The sequence below is a fragment of the Actinocrispum sp. NPDC049592 genome, from assembly GCF_040675465.1.
GTDB lineage: Bacteria > Actinomycetota > Actinomycetes > Mycobacteriales > Pseudonocardiaceae > Kibdelosporangium.
Genome location: NZ_JBFAPA010000003.1, coordinates 161,529 through 177,216 on the forward strand (window position 1 = coordinate 161,529; position 15,688 = coordinate 177,216).

The 15,688-nt window shown below is 69.2% G+C and carries 18 protein-coding genes; 4 read left to right on the top strand and 14 right to left on the bottom strand.

Annotation, left to right across the window (positions count from 1 at the left end; translation table 11 throughout):
* Window positions 1-49 precede the first annotated feature (49 nt).
* Window positions 50-3,121 carry an NACHT domain-containing protein gene (locus AB0J95_RS10780; RefSeq protein WP_364755442.1) on the top strand — a complete coding sequence of 1,024 codons (3,072 nt, stop codon included), beginning with the start codon at window positions 50-52 and terminating at the stop codon, window positions 3,119-3,121.
* On the opposite strand, the gene rdgB is transcribed toward AB0J95_RS10780, so the two are convergent.
* Genes rdgB through AB0J95_RS10805 form a run of 5 tightly spaced genes read right to left on the bottom strand, consistent with a single transcriptional unit; the run spans window position 3,108 to window position 6,781 of the window.
* Window positions 3,108-3,716 carry an RdgB/HAM1 family non-canonical purine NTP pyrophosphatase gene (rdgB, locus tag AB0J95_RS10785; RefSeq protein ID WP_364755445.1) on the bottom strand — a complete coding sequence of 203 codons (609 nt, stop codon included), beginning with the start codon at window positions 3,714-3,716 and terminating at the stop codon, window positions 3,108-3,110. The genes AB0J95_RS10780 and rdgB overlap by 14 nt on opposite strands.
* Entirely contained in the window at window positions 3,716-4,492 is a 777-nt protein-coding gene (gene rph / locus AB0J95_RS10790; RefSeq protein WP_364755448.1) for a ribonuclease PH, read from the bottom strand. The genes rdgB and rph overlap by 1 nt, the downstream gene beginning before the upstream one ends.
* 28 nt (window positions 4,493-4,520) lie before the next feature.
* A complete protein-coding gene (locus AB0J95_RS10795) occupies window positions 4,521-5,291 on the bottom strand; it encodes an MBL fold metallo-hydrolase (RefSeq protein ID WP_364755451.1) in 771 nt (256 codons plus the stop codon).
* A gap of 36 nt (window positions 5,292-5,327) precedes the next feature.
* Window positions 5,328-6,131: a glutamate racemase gene (gene murI / locus AB0J95_RS10800; RefSeq protein ID WP_364755454.1), complete on the bottom strand. Its 804-nt coding sequence runs from the start codon at window positions 6,129-6,131 to the stop codon at window positions 5,328-5,330.
* Window positions 6,128-6,781 (bottom strand): rhomboid family intramembrane serine protease, encoded by a 654-nt coding sequence (locus AB0J95_RS10805; protein WP_364755456.1) that lies wholly within the window; start codon window positions 6,779-6,781, stop codon window positions 6,128-6,130. Before AB0J95_RS10805 ends, murI begins: the two co-directional genes overlap by 4 nt.
* 91 nt (window positions 6,782-6,872) lie before the next feature.
* Between AB0J95_RS10805 and AB0J95_RS10810 the strand changes: the two genes are divergently transcribed.
* Complete coding sequence (locus tag AB0J95_RS10810; protein WP_364755459.1) at window positions 6,873-7,730, top strand: SMP-30/gluconolactonase/LRE family protein; 858 nt, start codon at window positions 6,873-6,875, stop codon at window positions 7,728-7,730.
* 45 nt (window positions 7,731-7,775) lie between these two features.
* Here the strand turns inward: AB0J95_RS10810 and AB0J95_RS10815 are convergent, their stop codons facing one another.
* From AB0J95_RS10815 to clpS, 8 genes are all read right to left on the bottom strand, one after another.
* Window positions 7,776-8,726 carry a cysteine synthase gene (locus tag AB0J95_RS10815; protein ID WP_364755462.1) on the bottom strand — a complete coding sequence of 317 codons (951 nt, stop codon included), beginning with the start codon at window positions 8,724-8,726 and terminating at the stop codon, window positions 7,776-7,778.
* 5 nt (window positions 8,727-8,731) lie between these two features.
* On the bottom strand, window positions 8,732-9,004 hold the full coding sequence (locus tag AB0J95_RS10820) for a MoaD/ThiS family protein (protein ID WP_364755464.1): 273 nt from the start codon (window positions 9,002-9,004) through the stop codon (window positions 8,732-8,734).
* 42 nt (window positions 9,005-9,046) lie between these two features.
* Window positions 9,047-9,502, bottom strand: coding sequence for a M67 family metallopeptidase (locus AB0J95_RS10825; RefSeq protein ID WP_364755466.1), 456 nt, complete (start codon window positions 9,500-9,502; stop codon window positions 9,047-9,049).
* Window positions 9,503-9,567: 65 nt separating this feature from the next.
* Window positions 9,568-10,011 (bottom strand): hypothetical protein, encoded by a 444-nt coding sequence (locus AB0J95_RS10830; protein WP_364755469.1) that lies wholly within the window; start codon window positions 10,009-10,011, stop codon window positions 9,568-9,570.
* Window positions 10,008-10,235, bottom strand: coding sequence for an ATP-dependent Clp protease adaptor ClpS (locus AB0J95_RS10835; protein WP_364755472.1), 228 nt, complete (start codon window positions 10,233-10,235; stop codon window positions 10,008-10,010). Before AB0J95_RS10835 ends, AB0J95_RS10830 begins: the two co-directional genes overlap by 4 nt.
* Window positions 10,235-11,176 (bottom strand): P1 family peptidase, encoded by a 942-nt coding sequence (locus tag AB0J95_RS10840; RefSeq protein WP_364755475.1) that lies wholly within the window; start codon window positions 11,174-11,176, stop codon window positions 10,235-10,237. The genes AB0J95_RS10835 and AB0J95_RS10840 overlap by 1 nt, the downstream gene beginning before the upstream one ends.
* Window positions 11,173-11,733, bottom strand: coding sequence for a DUF2017 domain-containing protein (locus tag AB0J95_RS10845; RefSeq protein WP_364755477.1), 561 nt, complete (start codon window positions 11,731-11,733; stop codon window positions 11,173-11,175). The genes AB0J95_RS10840 and AB0J95_RS10845 overlap by 4 nt, the downstream gene beginning before the upstream one ends.
* On the bottom strand, window positions 11,730-12,017 hold the full coding sequence (gene clpS, locus AB0J95_RS10850; protein ID WP_364755480.1) for an ATP-dependent Clp protease adapter ClpS: 288 nt from the start codon (window positions 12,015-12,017) through the stop codon (window positions 11,730-11,732). Before clpS ends, AB0J95_RS10845 begins: the two co-directional genes overlap by 4 nt.
* A gap of 71 nt (window positions 12,018-12,088) precedes the next feature.
* Between clpS and AB0J95_RS10855 the strand changes: the two genes are divergently transcribed.
* Window positions 12,089-13,384, top strand: a complete 1,296-nt coding sequence (locus tag AB0J95_RS10855; protein ID WP_364755483.1) for a nicotinate phosphoribosyltransferase — start codon at window positions 12,089-12,091, stop codon at window positions 13,382-13,384.
* Window positions 13,385-13,394: 10 nt separating this feature from the next.
* Window positions 13,395-13,964, top strand: coding sequence for an isochorismatase family protein (locus AB0J95_RS10860; RefSeq protein ID WP_364755486.1), 570 nt, complete (start codon window positions 13,395-13,397; stop codon window positions 13,962-13,964).
* A 512-nt stretch (window positions 13,965-14,476) separates the two neighbouring features.
* Here AB0J95_RS10860 and AB0J95_RS10865 read toward each other — a convergent pair.
* Window positions 14,477-15,667 (bottom strand): S1 family peptidase, encoded by a 1,191-nt coding sequence (locus AB0J95_RS10865; RefSeq protein ID WP_364755488.1) that lies wholly within the window; start codon window positions 15,665-15,667, stop codon window positions 14,477-14,479.
* Window positions 15,668-15,688: the final 21 nt, after the last annotated feature.

The window sequence follows — 15,688 nt, forward strand, 5'->3', positions numbered from 1 at the left end:
GCCCGGTTGGGAGGTCGCCATCACCGAGTTACTGAAACTGGCGCAGACCGTGGCCACCAAGGCAGCGACGTTCTGGCTGCAGCGCCACAAGGCCAAGACGCAGCGGACTTCGTCGTTGCACGAACTCGCCGCGAGCGAGGTGGCAAGCCCGATCCAGCTGCACAAGCTGGACAACTTCGTGGCGAACATCGGCATCCAGGTCGCCGAGAACCTCGAACCGCTGCTGGCCACGCGGTTCAAGTCGTTACCGGACAACGAGATCCAGGCAGCCCTGGACGCCGCGAGCGATGCACTCGACGCCGTCGACCTGTCCGATGACGCCCTGCTCGCCGCGAACGCGAACCCCGACGACCTCGCCAAACACATCCGCTCCCGCTCTCCCGACCAGGCCAGGATCGCCGGGCTGTCCGAGGCGGCGACGCAGGTCTACGAGGCGGCCCTGAACCAGGCGTGCCGCTACCTCGTGCAGGTTGTCCTTTATCTGCCCACTTTCCAGCCGCGAGCACTCGCCGAGACCTTGACGCGGCTGTCCAACCAGACGGCGCAGCTCGAGGAACTCCTCGCCCGGATCCCGCGAACCAGCCTGCACGCACCCAGCGGAACTCAGCACGACGCCGAGTTCACCACGGCCTACCTGAGCCACATATCGTCCACTTTGGACAAGCTGGAGCTGCTCGGCCTCAACGCCCACGAACAGCCGCGGCTGAAGCTGACCATCGCGTACCTGTCCTTGAGCGTCTCGCAGACCCAGCGGTCCCGTGCGAAACGGGACCAGTTGGCGCACCACTGGTTCCGGGAACCCGAGAGCGGCGGCGGGTCGCTGCGGGTCGAGGAGGCGGTCGGGTCCGCGGACCGGGTTCTGGTTCGTGGTGAGGCGGGTTCGGGCAAGACGACGCTGCTCGACTGGCTGGCGGTGACTGCCGCGCGCTCGCAGTTCACCGGTGGGCTCGCCGAGTGGAACGACCACGTGCCGTTCCCGATCCGGTTGCGCAGCTTCGCGAGCGGGCCGTTGCCGGTGCCCGAGGAGTTCGTCCGGCACGCGTGGCCGATGGCGTCCGCCGAGATGCCTGCCGGATGGGTTCACCGGCGACTGCGTGATGGCCGGAGCGTTGTGCTTGTCGACGGCGTGGACGAGGTTCCGGTGCGGCGCCGCAAGGAGGTGCAGGCCTGGCTTCGCGACCTCGTCGACACCTTCCCGAAGATCAAGGTCGTGGTGACCGCGCGGCCCGCGGCGGTGGACGAGAAGTGGCTGGCCGAGGAGAAGTTCGGCTCCGTGACACTGGAGCAGATGGGCGCGGATGACATCCGGAAGTTCATCGAGCGCTGGCACGTCGCCGCTTCCCACGCCACACCGCTGCCAAGCGAACGCGTCGACCTCCCGGCGGCCGAACAGCGGCTCATGACCCAGTTCGACAGCCGCCCACACCTGCGGACCCTGGCCGCGAACCCGTTGCTGTGCGCGATGTTGTGCGCGTTGAACCTCAACCACGCCTCGGAGTTGCCGCGCAGCCGCATGGAGCTGTACCAGCGCGCGCTCGCGATGCTGCTGGACATCCGCGACACCGAGCGGGGCATCAAGGGTTTCCTTGAGCTGGCCGAGAAGCGGGCTTTGTTGCGGGACATCGCCTGGCGGCTCACTCAGGCCAACCGGGTCGAGCTGTCCAAAGCCAGGGCGCTGGAGTACGTCGAACTCAAACTGCGAGGCCTGCCGAACGTCGACAAGCCCGCGGACGACGTGCTCCACCACCTCCTGGAACGCAGTGGTGTGCTGCGCCAACCGATCCCGGGCAAGGTCGACTTCATCCATCGGACCTTCCAGGAGTACCTGGCCGCGAGCGAGGCCACCGAACAGGCCCACATCGATACCTTGGTCGCCAACGCCCATCTCGACAGCTGGCGCGAGACGATCGTGATGGCCTGTGGTCACGCGAAGAAGAAGCAGGCGGATGACCTGCTCACGGAGATCATGAACCGCGCGGACAAGGAGCCGCGGAACGCGCGTCGACTGTGGCTGCTCGCGGCGGCGTGTTTGGAGACGGTGACGGAGATCGACCCCAAGGTGCACGAACGGGTGGAAACCCTGATCCGCGAACACCTGGTACCGCCCAGGAACATCCGAGAGTCAGCGTCGTTGGCCACCATTGGCCACCGGCTGCTGCGGTACCTGCCGTCCACATTGGAGGATCTCTCGGAGGCGCAGGCGGCGGCGACCGTGCGTACAGCCGTGCTTACAGGGAATGCCGAGGCGCTCACGCGGCTGGCTGGCTACGCCGCCGACGAACGCTGGACGGTGCAGGAACAACTGGCCGCAGGCTGGGAGTACTTCGATCCGCAGCGCTATGCCGAGGAGGTGCTCGCTGACGCGCCGCTGCTGAATGGACTGATCGACATCGAGTCCACTCGGTTGCTGCCGCATGTGAAGCTGTTGAAACGGCTTAAGTGGCTCGGTATAGGCCTGCTAAGGGCTAAGCCGCTCCCGAGCCTAGACTTCGTGGCAGATCTGCCCGACATCATCCGGTTGAGTGCGCGGATGAACGCTACGACTGTCGATCTTGCACCGCTTGTCCGGCATCGCAAGCTACGCAGCATCACGCTAATCCACGTCCACGGCTACACCAGCTTGGCATCATTGGCAGAGTTGCCCCGGCTCACGATGCTGAACTTGTACCAGTACACCCCGTGGCCGGACGTGGAGTTCCTGCGCCAGCACCCTCAGCTGACCGACCTGACCCTGGACCGGCTGAGCGAAGTGCGGGACTTCGCACCGCTCGACGACCTCGTCCATTTGCGAACGCTGCAACTGTGGGACGACGTCGCGCTGAACTCCACTACCAACAAGGCGTGGCCGCATGTCAGATCTCTGGGCATCTACAACAGCCACGAGGACATCGCCCAGATCCCAGTGGCTTTCCCTGGGCTGACGCAGCTGACGCTGCGTCAGATCCCCATACCCGATCTCACACCCATCACCAGGCTGCCGTTGACCTTCCTAGAACTGGACGGCGACAACGTGGACCTGAGTCCCTTGAAGGACAAGAAGCTCAAGCTCATCCTGACCAGGGATGGGACTTACCGGGGCCTCGACAAGCTCGGCCCCGGGGTCACCGTCAAGTACGAGTAGCCAGGGTGCGCAGATGCGGGAGGATCAGCGCCAGGGCCCGGCCTCGGTGGGAGATGGCGTCCTTCTCCTCGTTGGTGAGCTCGGCCGATGTCCGGGTCTCGCCTTCCGGCACGAAGATGGGGTCGTAGCCGAAGCCGTTGGTGCCCAGGGGTTTGCGGACGATGCGGCCGGGCCAGTAGCCGCGGACCACGACATCGTCGTGGCCGGGGACGACCAGGGCCACCGCGCTGACGAAGGCTCCTCCGCGGCGTTCGTCGGGGACGTCGCCCAGCTGGCTGAGCACCAGCTCGAGGTTGGCCTTGTCGTCACCGTGCCCACCCGCCCAACGCGCGGAAAGCACGCCAGGCATGCCGTTGAGGGCATCGACCTCCAGGCCGGAGTCATCGGCGATGGCGGGCAGCCCGGTGGCCGCGACGGCGTCCCTGGCCTTCGCCAGGGCGTTGTCCTCGAACGTGGCCCCGGTCTCCGGCGCCTCGGGGTACTCCGGGACATCGCCGAGGCCGACCACCTCGATGCCCTGGATGCCCTCCGCGGCCAGGATCCGGCGCAGCTCCACCAGTTTCTTCGCGTTGCGGGTCGCCAGCAGCAGCTTCACTACTTCGCCTTCGACTTCCTGCGCGGGGACGGCTCGGGCAGCTCGCCCGGGTACGGCTCGGCCAGCACCTCGGCCTGCAACCGGCAGAGCTTCTCGGTTCCGGCCAGCGCCAGGTCCAGCATCTGGTCCAATGTGGACCGGGCGAAGGTCGCGCCCTCGCCGGTGCCCTGGACCTCGACCAGGGTGCCCGCGTCGGTCGCCACCACGTTCATGTCGACCTCGGCGACGCTGTCCTCCTCGTAGGGCAGGTCGAGGCGGACCCGGCCCGCCACGACGCCGACGCTCACCGCGGAGATCGCGCAGGACAACGGCTTGGGGTCGGCCAGGCGGTCCGCCGCACCGAGCCACGTCACCGCGTCGGCCAGGGCCACGTAGGCGCCGGTGACGGCCGCCGTGCGGGTCCCGCCGTCGGCCTGGATCACGTCGCAGTCGATCATGATGGTGTTCTCGCCCAGTGCGGACAGGTCGATGCACGCCCGCAGCGACCGGCCGATCAGGCGGCTGATCTCGTGCGTCCGCCCGCCGATCCGGCCCTTCACCGACTCACGGTCGCCGCGGGTGTTGGTCGCCGACGGCAGCATCGCGTACTCCGCCGTCACCCAGCCGAGACCCGAACCGATCCGCCAGCGCGGCACCCCCTCGGTCACGCTCGCCGCGCACAGCACCTTGGTGTTGCCGAACTCGACCAGCACCGAGCCGGCCGGCCATTTCTGGAAGCCCCGCGTGATCCGGACTTCCCTCAGCTCGTCGTCGTTCCTGCCGTCACTTCGCGCCACACCGCCACCCTACGAGATGCGCGGACGATCAGACCGTGTAGGTGTCCCCGAGCTCGACCAGACGGGCGTCACCCCGGTAGTTCTGGCGCGCCTCGGCGAACACCGCCTCCCGGTCGGTCCACGGCGGCACGTGCGTGATGAGCAGCCGCCGCACCCCCGCCCGGGTGGCCAGTTCGCCCGCGTCCCGGCCGGACAGGTGCATGTCGGCGGGCCGGTCCGGCCCGTGCGTCCAGGACGCCTCGGCCAGCAGCACGTCCGCGCCCTCGGTCAGCTCGTCCAGCTGCGGGCACGGCCCGGTGTCGCCGGTGTAGACCAGGCTGCGGCCGCCGTGCGAGATGCGGAACGCGTACGCCTCACACGGGTGCAGCACCAGCCTCGAGGTGACCTCGAACGGTCCCACCTGGACCGTCGCCGAACCCAGCGCCCGGAAGTCGAACACGTCCGACAAGTCCGTCTCACCGCGTTCCTTGACGCTGGGAGCGTAGGCGCCGGCGAACCGTTCGGGCGCGTCGCCCGGCGCGTACACCGGCAGCCGGTGCAGCTTGGGATCCCGCGACGGTTTCGGGTGGTACCGCCGGAACACCGTCAGCGCGGTGAAGTCGGCGCAGTGGTCGGGATGCAGATGCGACAACAGCAACGCGCCGAGCAGGAACGGATCGCAGTAGCACTGCAGCTCAGCCAGTGTGCCGTTGCCGAGGTCCATCGCCAGCAGGAAATCGTCGGCCTCGATCAGGTAACCCGAGGCCGGCGTGTTCGGCCCGGGAACGCTGCCCGAACAGCCCAGCACGGTCAACAACACAGCGCACAGCGTGACATACCAGGTGCCAACTACAGGTCAATTTCGCGCTAACGGCCTAACTGAGCCCACTTCCAGCCCAAGAAAACGCCTGGCCAGACGGTGGAAGGAGGCCGCCGAACCGGTGGCGAGGAACTCGTGTCGCGCGTCGCCGGGTGTGTCGCGCAGCAGCTCGTTCTCCGTCAGCACACGGACCACGTCTTTCGCCGTTTCCTCAGCACTGGACACAAGCGTGACACCGTCTCCCATCACGATCTGCAGCACCCCCGTCAACAACGGGTAGTGCGTGCAGCCGAGCACGAGCGTGTCAACTTCCGCGCGCTGCAACGGTTCCAGGTAACTCTGTGCCAGGCCAAGGATCTGGCGTCCCGACGTGACCCCACGCTCGACGAACTCGGCGAACTTCGGGCACGCCACCGCGGTCACCGTCACGTCCCGGGCCGCCGCGAACGCGTCCTGGTAGGCCCCGGACCGGATCGTGCCAACGGTTCCGATGACCCCGATGCGCCCGCTCCGGGTGGTCGCCACGGCTCGTCGCACGGCGGGCAGGACGACCTCCACGACCGGGATCGGATAGCGCTCGCGTGCGTCCCGCAGAACCGCCGCGGACGCTGTGTTGCAAGCGATCACGAGCATCTTGACGCCGCTGTCGGCGAGCTCGTCCATGACCTCCAGCGCCCGCGCCCGCATCTCCGCGATCGGCAACGGGCCGTACGGCGACCGCTCTGTGTCGCCGACATAACGGAGTTGTTCGCCGGGCAGCTGGTCGCGGATGGCGCGGGCCACGGTCAGGCCGCCGACCCCGGAGTCGAAGATCCCGATCGGCGCTTCGGTGGAACTCAAGCGGGCAGCTCCGGTGTGGTGGGTGTCGCGGGTATCGGCTTCTTGTCCCTGGACGCCCGCGCGGTCAGCCACGCGGTGAGCACCCCGGCGAGGGCCCCGAACAGGTGACCCTGCCAGGAGATCCCGGGGTTGCCCGGCAGCACGCCAAGCAGGGTGCTGCCCCAGTACAGGAACAGTACGACAGCCACCGCGAGCTGCTTGAGGCTGCGGTTGAAGATCCCCCGGACCAGCAGGAACGCCAGCCAGCCGAACGCGACCCCGGACGCGCCGACAGTTGTGGCCCCGGACGGTCCGGTCAGCCACACACCGAGCCCGCTGACCAGCCAGATCGTCACGGTCACCGCGATCCACTGGCCCAGCCCGCCCGCCATCGCCAGGAAGCCGAACACCAGCACCGGCAGCGTGTTGCTGATCAGGTGGTCCCAGCCGGCGTGCAGCAGCGGGGCCCAGATCACCCCGTCGAGGCCGGACCAGCTGCGGGACTGGATCCCCCAGCTGTCGAGGTGCACCGGCAGCGCCACGTCGATCAGCTCGATCAGGTACAGCAGCGCGGTGAAGCCCACGACCACCAGTGCCGCCTGTTTCGGGTTGGGCGGCACCACCCGGTTCACCGGGCCGGGGTCGACGGGCTTGGCAGGCAAAGTGGTCACAGCACCGAGGCTACGTGCCACGCGGCCCGGTCGAATCGGGAAAAACCCTGGTCTTTGGTAAAGCGCGACCAGGGTGACACCATCTCGGGTCGTGAAGGAAGCCTTCGAAGTCGCGATCGAATCGACAGCTTCGCTCGGTGAGGGACCGACCTGGGACGCGCGCACGTCCACGCTGCTGTGGGTGGACATCCTCGCGCCGGCGGTGCACCGGTGGAGCCCGTCGACCGGCGTGAACGAGACCACGCCGGCCCCGCAGCACGTCGGCGCCGCCAAACCCCGGGCCAACGGCGGTCTGGTGCTCAACCTGCGCGACGGGATCGGCATCGTCGACCCGTCGGGTGAGCAGAAGTGGCTCGTGTGGTGGGCGCGCGACGAGGTCAGGGGCAACGACGCGGCCGTGGACGCGGCGGGGCGGCTGTGGGCGGGCACCATGCGTTACGACACCGCGGACGGCGGTGGCTGGCTGGCGCGGGTCGAACCGGACGGCCACGCGAAGGTCATCCTGGAGAAAACGACCATCAGCAACGGGATCGGCTGGAGCCCGGACAACACGCTGATGTACTTCGCGGACACGCCCACCGGCGTCATCGACGTGTTCGACTACGACCTCGACAGCGGGGAGCCCACGTCACGGCGGTTGTTCGCGGACGTCGACGGCTCGCCAGACGGCCTCTGCGTGGACGCTGACGGCTGCGTGTGGGTCGCCTTGTGGGGAGCCGGACAGGTGCGCCGCTACACGCCAGACGGCCGTCTGGACCGCACTGTGACGGTCCCCGCGGCACACACCACAGCCTGCTGCTTCGGTGGCGCCGGTCTGACCGACCTGTACATCACGACGGCACGTACGGGCCTGTCCGAGCGGGAGCTGGAGACGCAGCCGCTGTCCGGGTCGGTGTTCGTGCTCCCCGACGTCGGCATGGGCCTGCCCAGCACGGTCTTCCAGGGCTGAGAACGCCGTCGTGAGTGGGTCGGGGCGCTGACCCACTCACGAGGGTCAGGCCCAGAGGTGGCCGTCGAGGCGTTCGGCGGCCTCGTCGAGGGAACCGCTGTAGGCGCCGGTCGACAGGTACTTCCAGCCGCCGTCGGCCACGATGAACACGACGTCGGCCTCGGTGCCGTTGGTGGCCGCCTTCTCCGCCGCGGCCAGCGCCGCGTGCAGGATCGCCCCAGTGGAGATGCCCGCGAAGATGCCCTCGGTCTCCAGCAGCTGCCGGGTGCGCCGCAGGGCGTCGTACGAGCCGACCGAGTAGCGCCCGGTCAGCACGGACGGGTCGTACAGCTCCGGCACGAACCCCTCGTCGAGGTTGCGCAGGCCGTAGACCAGCTCCCCGTACCGGGGCTCGGCCGCGATGATCTGCACGCCCGGCTTGTGCTCGCGCAGGTACCGGCCGACGCCCACGAGCGTGCCCGTGGTGCCCAGGCCGGCCACGAAGTGCGTCACCGACGGCAGGTCCCGCAGGATCTCCGGGCCGGTGCCCTCGTAGTGCGCGCGGACGTTGTCCTCGTTGCCGTACTGGTAGAGCATCACCCAGTCGGTGTTCTGCTTGGCCAGCTCCTTGGCCCGCGCGACGGCCTGGTTCGAGCCGCCCGCGGCCGGCGAGAACACGATCCGGGCGCCGTAGGCCTGCAGCAGCTGACGGCGTTCCTCGGAGGTGTTCTCCGGCATCACGCAGACCAGGCCGTAGCCCTTGAGCTTGGCCGCCATGGCCAGCGCGATCCCGGTGTTGCCGCTGGTCGGCTCCAGGATCGTGCAGCCGGGGGTGAGGCGGCCGTCACGCTCGGCCGCCTCGATCATCTTCAGCGCGGGCCGGTCCTTGACCGACCCGGTCGGGTTGCGGTCCTCCAGCTTGGCCCACAGCCGCACGCCGTCACCGGGCGAGAGCCGGGGCAGCCCCACCAGCGGGGTGTCGCCGAGGGCGTCCAGCAGCGAGTCGTAGCGGGCCACGTGCCTCAGCCGCCGGCGACCGCGGGCAGGATCGTCACCGTGTCGCCGTCGGACACCTTGGCCTCCAGGCCGCCGGCGAACCGCACGTCCTCGTCGTTGACGTAGACGTTGACGAACCGGTGCAGCGAGCCCTCCTTGACCAGGCGGGTCTTCAGGCCGCCGTGCCGGGCCTCCAGGTCGTCGATGACCTCGGCGACGGTGGCGCCGGACGCCTCGACGGCCTTCTGGCCACCGGTGTGCGTGCGCAGGATGGTGGGGATGGAAACGGTCACAGCCATGGCAAACCTCCGTGATGACAACGTTGCGGTGCTCAGGAACGCTCAGCCGCGGTCGGGGACGTCGTCCGCGCCGGTGTGCGAGAACAGGTAGGACTCGACGACCTCGACGGGTTCCTCGGTCACCACACCGTCCAGGATGCGGTAGGACCGCAGCTCGGTCTCGTCGGCGTGCCGGGTGGACACCAGCACGTAGTGCGCGTCCGGCTCCTGGGCCAGCTGGATGTCCGTGCGCGACGGGTAGGCCTCGGTCGCGGTGTGCGAGTGGTAGATCACCACCGGCTCCTCGCCGTTGGCGTCCATCTCCCGCTTGAGCCGGATCTGCTCCATCGAGTCGAACTGGTAGAACGTCGGCGACCGCGCCGCGTTGGTCATCGGCACGAACCGCTCGGGCAGCCGCGTGTCCTCCGGGCCGGCGATCACCCCACACGCCTCGTCCGGGTGGTCTCGCCTGGCGTGGGCGACGATCTCGTCCACGAGGTCTCGGCGGATCTGCAACACGGCTCCATCCTAAGGGCTGGGTGGGGCACTCCCATCTCGTGAGATGAACCACGCGGACGGGGTGTTCATTCCTGCCAGGTGGGTTGCTGCCTCAGCCACGCCGATGACATGTCGTCCTGCAGCATCAGGCACTCGTCCAGGACGCGTTGGATGGCCGGATCGGCGGGGTGCGCCTGCAGGAACCGCGCGAGCTGGGCGAGGGCGACGAACAGGGCGTCGAAGTCCTCCTGGGCCGTGCCGTCCAGCCGGCCCCAGATCCGCAGGGCGTGCTGGACGGACCGGAGCACCTCGGCGCGCATCCCCTGGGTGTGCGCCCGCCGGAATTCCTCGGCGATGGTGGCGTCGGCCGAGACCGGCGAGAACAGGTGGGTCACTCCGCCGAGGGTGACCCGTCCCAGCCGTGTGGGTGTCCGCACGCCGCGCAGGCTCGCCTCGAAGATCACCATCGCCTGCCGGATCTGCGAGTGGTACCTGAATCCCGCCGACCAGGCGTGCCGTGTGTCCGTCATGCCGGAGCCACCTCCACGCGGAGGCCGAACACCTGCATGCGGGCGGCGACGACCCCGGTCTCCTGCTGGTCGGCGATCACCGGCACCTGTGCGAACCCCTCGCGGCCAACCTGGTGGGTCAGGTCCACGGCCTGCGCCAGGGTCAGCCCGACCACCCGGTGCAGCACGAACGTCATGGTCGCGCCCGTGTTCATGTCGTCGTCCCACAGGACGATCCGCCACATCACGACCAGATCTCCCGGTAGGAGGGCAGACCCGCGGCTGTCTTCGCGGCGAGCAGGCCGTGGACCATCGCGCGGGCGAAGGTGTCGGCGGCCGCGGTGCACAGCGTGTCGAGGGTCTGGGGGCGGGGTTCGGCCAGGTCACGGGTGCCGGTGGCGAGGGCGAAGATGGTGTCGCCGTCGAACATGGAGTGCGCCGGGCGGACAGCCCGCGCGAGGCCGTCGTGGGCGGCGACGGCGAGACGACGTGCTTCGGCCTTGGACAGGCGGGCGTCCACGGCGACCACGCCGATGGTCGTGTTCAGGCGGCGGCGCGGGATGTTGGGCAGCTCCGCGGGGCGGTGCGGCCACGGGCCGAACTCGCCGTCGACCTCGAAGTCCGCGGCAAACGGAACACCGCTCCGGGCATCCACGGCCTCACCGATGGCGTTGGCGACCGCCAAAGCGCCCACGGTGTACTCGCCGACGGTCGTGCTCGCGGTCCCGAGGCCGCCCTTCAACGAGCCCAGCCGCGCCCCGGAACCCGCGCCGACGCTCCCCTGCGGCACATTCTCGGAAGCCGCTTCGCAGGCCAGGTAACCGAAGTCGGCGGTCGGCCGGTGGCCCCATTCGTTGGCGGGCAGGTCGAACAGCACGGCCGCGGGCACGATCGGCACGACCTGGTGGTCCTGCTCCCCCACCGGCAGCCCGCGTTTGTGCTCCTCCAGCCACCGCATCACACCGTCGGCCGCAGCCAGCCCGTACGCGCTCCCGCCGGTCAAGCACACGGCATCGACTTGGGAGACCAGGTTCTCCGGCAACAACGAGTCGGTCTCACGCGTGCCCGGCGCGCCACCACGGCAGTCAACGGCACCCACAGTCCCCGGCGGGGCGAGGACGACCGTGGTCCCGGTGTTCCACTGTGAATGGTGGCCGACCAGGACCCCGGGAACGGCGGTGATCATGCGGCCGACAACGCGTGCACCAGCTCTTCCTGCACCAGGGTGAGCCAGTGGTACACGGGCAGGTGGCCGCTGCGGGGGTCGTCGTCCGGCAGCTCGTCGGGCATGTCGTCGTCGACGTCCAGCGCGGTCCCCAGGGCCAGGCGGACGTCGTTCAACGCGGACAACCACGCGTCGGCCTGTTCCATGTCGAGCCGCACCTGGCCGCCTTCGGGCGGGCACGTCTCGAGCACGATCGCGGCCACGCCGGTCTTCTGCTCCAGCAACGCCGGCTCGTGCAACGACCGCAGCGCCGCCGCGGAGTCCAGCGCCTCCTTGGTCGGGTTGTCGTCGTCCAGCCGGTGGAAGTCGGGCAGCAGGCGGGACAGGATCGGGTCGTCCGGGGAGGTGGACGGGCCGGTGCGGATCCCGGTCAGCTCGGCCAGCTCGTCCTGCGGCGCCTCGTCCGACCGCGCCAGCAGCATGTCGTTGACCTGGCTGACCATCGCCCGCAGGACGGCGGCCTCCTGCCGCTCCATCTCGGTGACGATCAGCTCGCCCTCACGGCGCCAAGGGTTCAAGAGTCGCGCTCCATCGTGGCCCACAGGCCGGCCGCGTGCAGGCGGGCCACGTCCGCCTCCACCTTGTCCTTGTCGCCTGAGGACACCACGGCCTTGCCCTTGTGGTGCACGTCGAGCATGAGCTTGGTGGCTTTGTCGCGGGAGTAGCCGAAGAGCTTCTGGAACACGTAGGTGACGTAGGACATCAGGTTGACCGGGTCGTTCCAGACGATCGTCTGCCACGGCTTGTCCTCAGCACCCAGCTCGGCCCCGTGTGTGCTCCCCAGCTCGACTGGCGTGGTCATAGCTCAATGGTGGCATGCTCCCTGCCAGGCGGGTGATCGACCTTTGACGCCGCGCCATAGGCTCACCTCTCATGAACGAACGCGGTGCGAGCACGGCGCTGCTCACCGACCACTACGAGCTGACGATGCTGGCCGGGGCGCTGGCCGACGGCACGGCGGAGCGGCCCTGTGTCTTCGAGGTGTTCGCCCGGAGGCTGCCCGACGGCCGGCGGTACGGCCTGGTCGGCGGCACGCAGCGGGTGCTGGACACGATCGCGCGGTTCCAGTTCGGCGAGGCCGAGCTGGCCCGGCTGAGCGAGTCGGACGTGGTCGACCGGGCCACTTTGGACTGGCTGGCGTCGTACAAGTTCACCGGGGACGTCGACGGCTACCCCGAGGGCGAGCTGTACTTCCCGGGGTCGCCGATCCTGACCGTGCGCGGCACGTTCGCTCAGGCGGTGGTCCTGGAGACGGTCGTGTTGTCGATCCTCAACCACGACAGCGCGATCCTGTCGGCCGCGGCCCGGATGGTGAGCGCGGCCAACGGCCGGCCGATCATCGAGATGGGTTCGCGCCGGACACACGAGAGCGCGGCGGTCGACAGCGCCCGCGCGGCCTACATCGCCGGGTTCGCGACGACCTCGAACCTCGAGGCGGGCCGGACGTACGACATTCCTACGGCGGGGACGTGCGCGCACGCGTTCACGTTGCTGCACGACGATGAGCGAGCGGCGTTCCAGGCGCAGATCGACGCACTCGGCGTGGGCACGACATTGTTGGTGGACACCTACGACATCACCAACGGGATCAACACGGCCATCGAGGTGGCCGGGCCATCGCTGGGTGCGATCCGGATCGACTCGGGTGACGTGGGCGTGCTGGCCCGGCACGCACGTGAGCAGCTGGACTCGTTGGGCGCCAAGGACACCCGGATCGTGGTGTCGGGCGACCTGGACGAGTACGCGATCGCCGCACTGCGCGCCGAACCGGTGGACGCCTATGGCGTGGGGACATCGCTCGTCACCGGATCGGGTGCACCCACCGCCGGGATGGTGTACAAGCTGGTCGAGGTGGCCGGCCGGCCGGTGGCGAAACGCAGTTCCCACAAGGAGTCCCGCGGCGGGCGCAAGGGCGCGATGCGGCGGCACAAGCCGACCGGCACCGCGCTGGAAGAGGTCGTGTACCAGCCGGACAAGCAGTGGCCGCAGATGAGCGACGACGACCGCGATCTGCAAGTCCCGTTCCTGCGCGGTGGACAGCCGGTGGCCGACCCGCCCACCCTGGAACAGTGCCGCAAGCGGGTGAAGCGAGGGCTGGTGAGCCTGCCCTGGGAGGGCTTGAAGCTGTCGCACGGCGAACCGGCGATCCCCACAGTGTTCATAGACTGAAGGAGTCCTGATGGCACGCGCGCTGATCGTGGTGGACGTACAGAACGACTTCTGTGAAGGCGGCTCGCTCCCGGTGACGGGCGGCGCCGCTGTGGCCGCGGCGATCAGCGACCACATCAAGTCGAGCGCCTACGACGCCGTGGTCGCCACCCGCGACTACCACATCGACCCCGGCGACCACTTCAGCGCGACCCCCGACTACGTGGACACCTGGCCGGTGCACTGCGTCGCGGGCACGCCGGGGGCCTCGTTCCACCCGGAGCTGGACGTGACCGGGATCCAGGCGGTGTTCTCCAAGGGCGCGCACGCGGCGGCTTACTCGGGGTTCGAGGGGTTCGCCGGGGACGGCAGTTCGTTGGCCGACTGGTTGCGGGCGCGGGACATCACCGAGGTCGACGTCGTCGGGATCGCCACCGACCACTGCGTGCGCGCCACCGCCCTCGACGCGACCCAGGCCGGCCTCTCCACGCGCGTCCTGCTCAACCTCACCGCGGGCGTCGCACCGTCCACAGTGGAGTCCGCGTTGGGTCAGCTCCGCGACGCCGGCGCCGACCTCATCGGCGACCCCCACGTCGGCTGAGACTTGTCCACAGCCCACCCAGTTATCCCCAGCCCGCCCGCAAACCCACTCCCGGCCCCCTTCCCTCGATAGAATGGAACTGGGGCCGCCCCCGGGAGGGTGGGGGTATCTCCGCGGGCGGGTGCGGCTCAAGCGAACGCGGCTAGGTGCGGGCATCTCCGCGGGAGGCTGCGGCTGAAACGAACCCGCTGGGTGCAGCAGGTGAGTGGTCGTACCGGCATTTCAGTGAGTGGCAGTGAACTCGCCATTGAGGTGCCTGTAGGTCCGCGGCGAGCGTGACTGTGCGCGCAGCGTCTGGATTTCGCGGTCGCGGCGGTCACAGCTGACGCGAGTGTGTTGGCGAAACGCACGAGGCTGGCCGGTCCAGCGGCGGCTTGGTTGGCGCGATTCTGGCGCTGCTGGGAAGGCGATCTGAGCATGGTTGCCCACAACCGGTCCGCCATCGACATCTTGGCGCGCGCCCGACTTCCGGCCGCCAGCCGAGCATGGCGTGGTGGTCCCGCGAACGGGCTTCAGAGCGTCACGACAGTGACGCCGAGTTTGGTGGCGGCTTCGACGATGGGCTGGAAGAAGGTCACGCCGGCCGAGCCGCAGTCGCCGATACCGCCGGAGATGACGCCCTGCGCCTGCGTGCCGCTGATCACCGAGCCGCCGGAGTCGCCGGGTTCGGCGCAGACGGAGGTCCGGGTGAGGCCGCGGACGATGTTGCCGTCGCCGTAGTTCACGGTCTCGTCGAGGGCGATGACCTCGCCGCACGCGAAGCCGGTGGTGGATCCGGAGCGGCAGACCGACGCGCCGAGGGCCGCTGGTTCGGTGCCCGTGATGGTGACCGGGCCGCCGTCCCTGGTGTCCACGAACGCTGAGGTGGTGGCGCTGGGGTCGGTGATGTCGATCAGGGCGAAGTCGCCGTCGGTGTTGAACGCCGAACCGCTCACCCGGCCCAGTTCCAGGCCGTCGGCCAGGGCGATGTCGCCGTCCTTGGTGCAGTGGCCCGCGGTGAGGATGTGCTTGGTGCCGTTCTGGCCCGTGGCGGAGAACCCGATGGAGCAGCGGGCGTCGCCGATGGTGAACCCGCGGCCGCCGACGAGGTCGGCGAAGGTCTGCGCGCCGCGCTGCAGCCACTCGACCCGCATCATGTCGCCGGTGCCCGCCTTCATCCGGTCGATGAAGTCGTCCGCCGCCGGGTCCTTCTTGGCCTCGACGACCACGCTGTTGGTCGGCGGGTCGACGTACCAGGACACCACCGAGGAGGGGATGGCGCGGCCGGACCGGTCGATCTTGGACTTGGCCTTCGTCAACGTTGTCAAACTGTTGCGCATCAGTCTCGGCTCAGCTCCCGCCGCTCTGATCACCTCGAGCTGCGTCCGGTCGGTCACGCCCACCATCAGCTTGCGCTCGGTGCTGTTCAGCCACGCTCCCGCGTAGCTCTCGCCGAGCTTCTTGCGCAGGTCCTGAACCGTGCGGCTGGCCTTGGCGTCGTCGACCGCCCGCGCCTTGGCCTGCTGGGCGGTCAGCCGCTCGTCCCGCTTGAAGTTGGTGTCCAGCGCCGACGCCGAGCCGACCTCGACGGTCTGCTGGTCGACGGGACCGCGGCCGGTGGAGGCCATCGCGGTCACGGAGGCGGCCACGGTCACCCCGATGACCATGCCAACGAGGATCTTACGGTTGACCGGGCGTGGCGCCTGGCCCCGATGCGTCCCCATAGCGAAAGCCTCCTCGTGCCT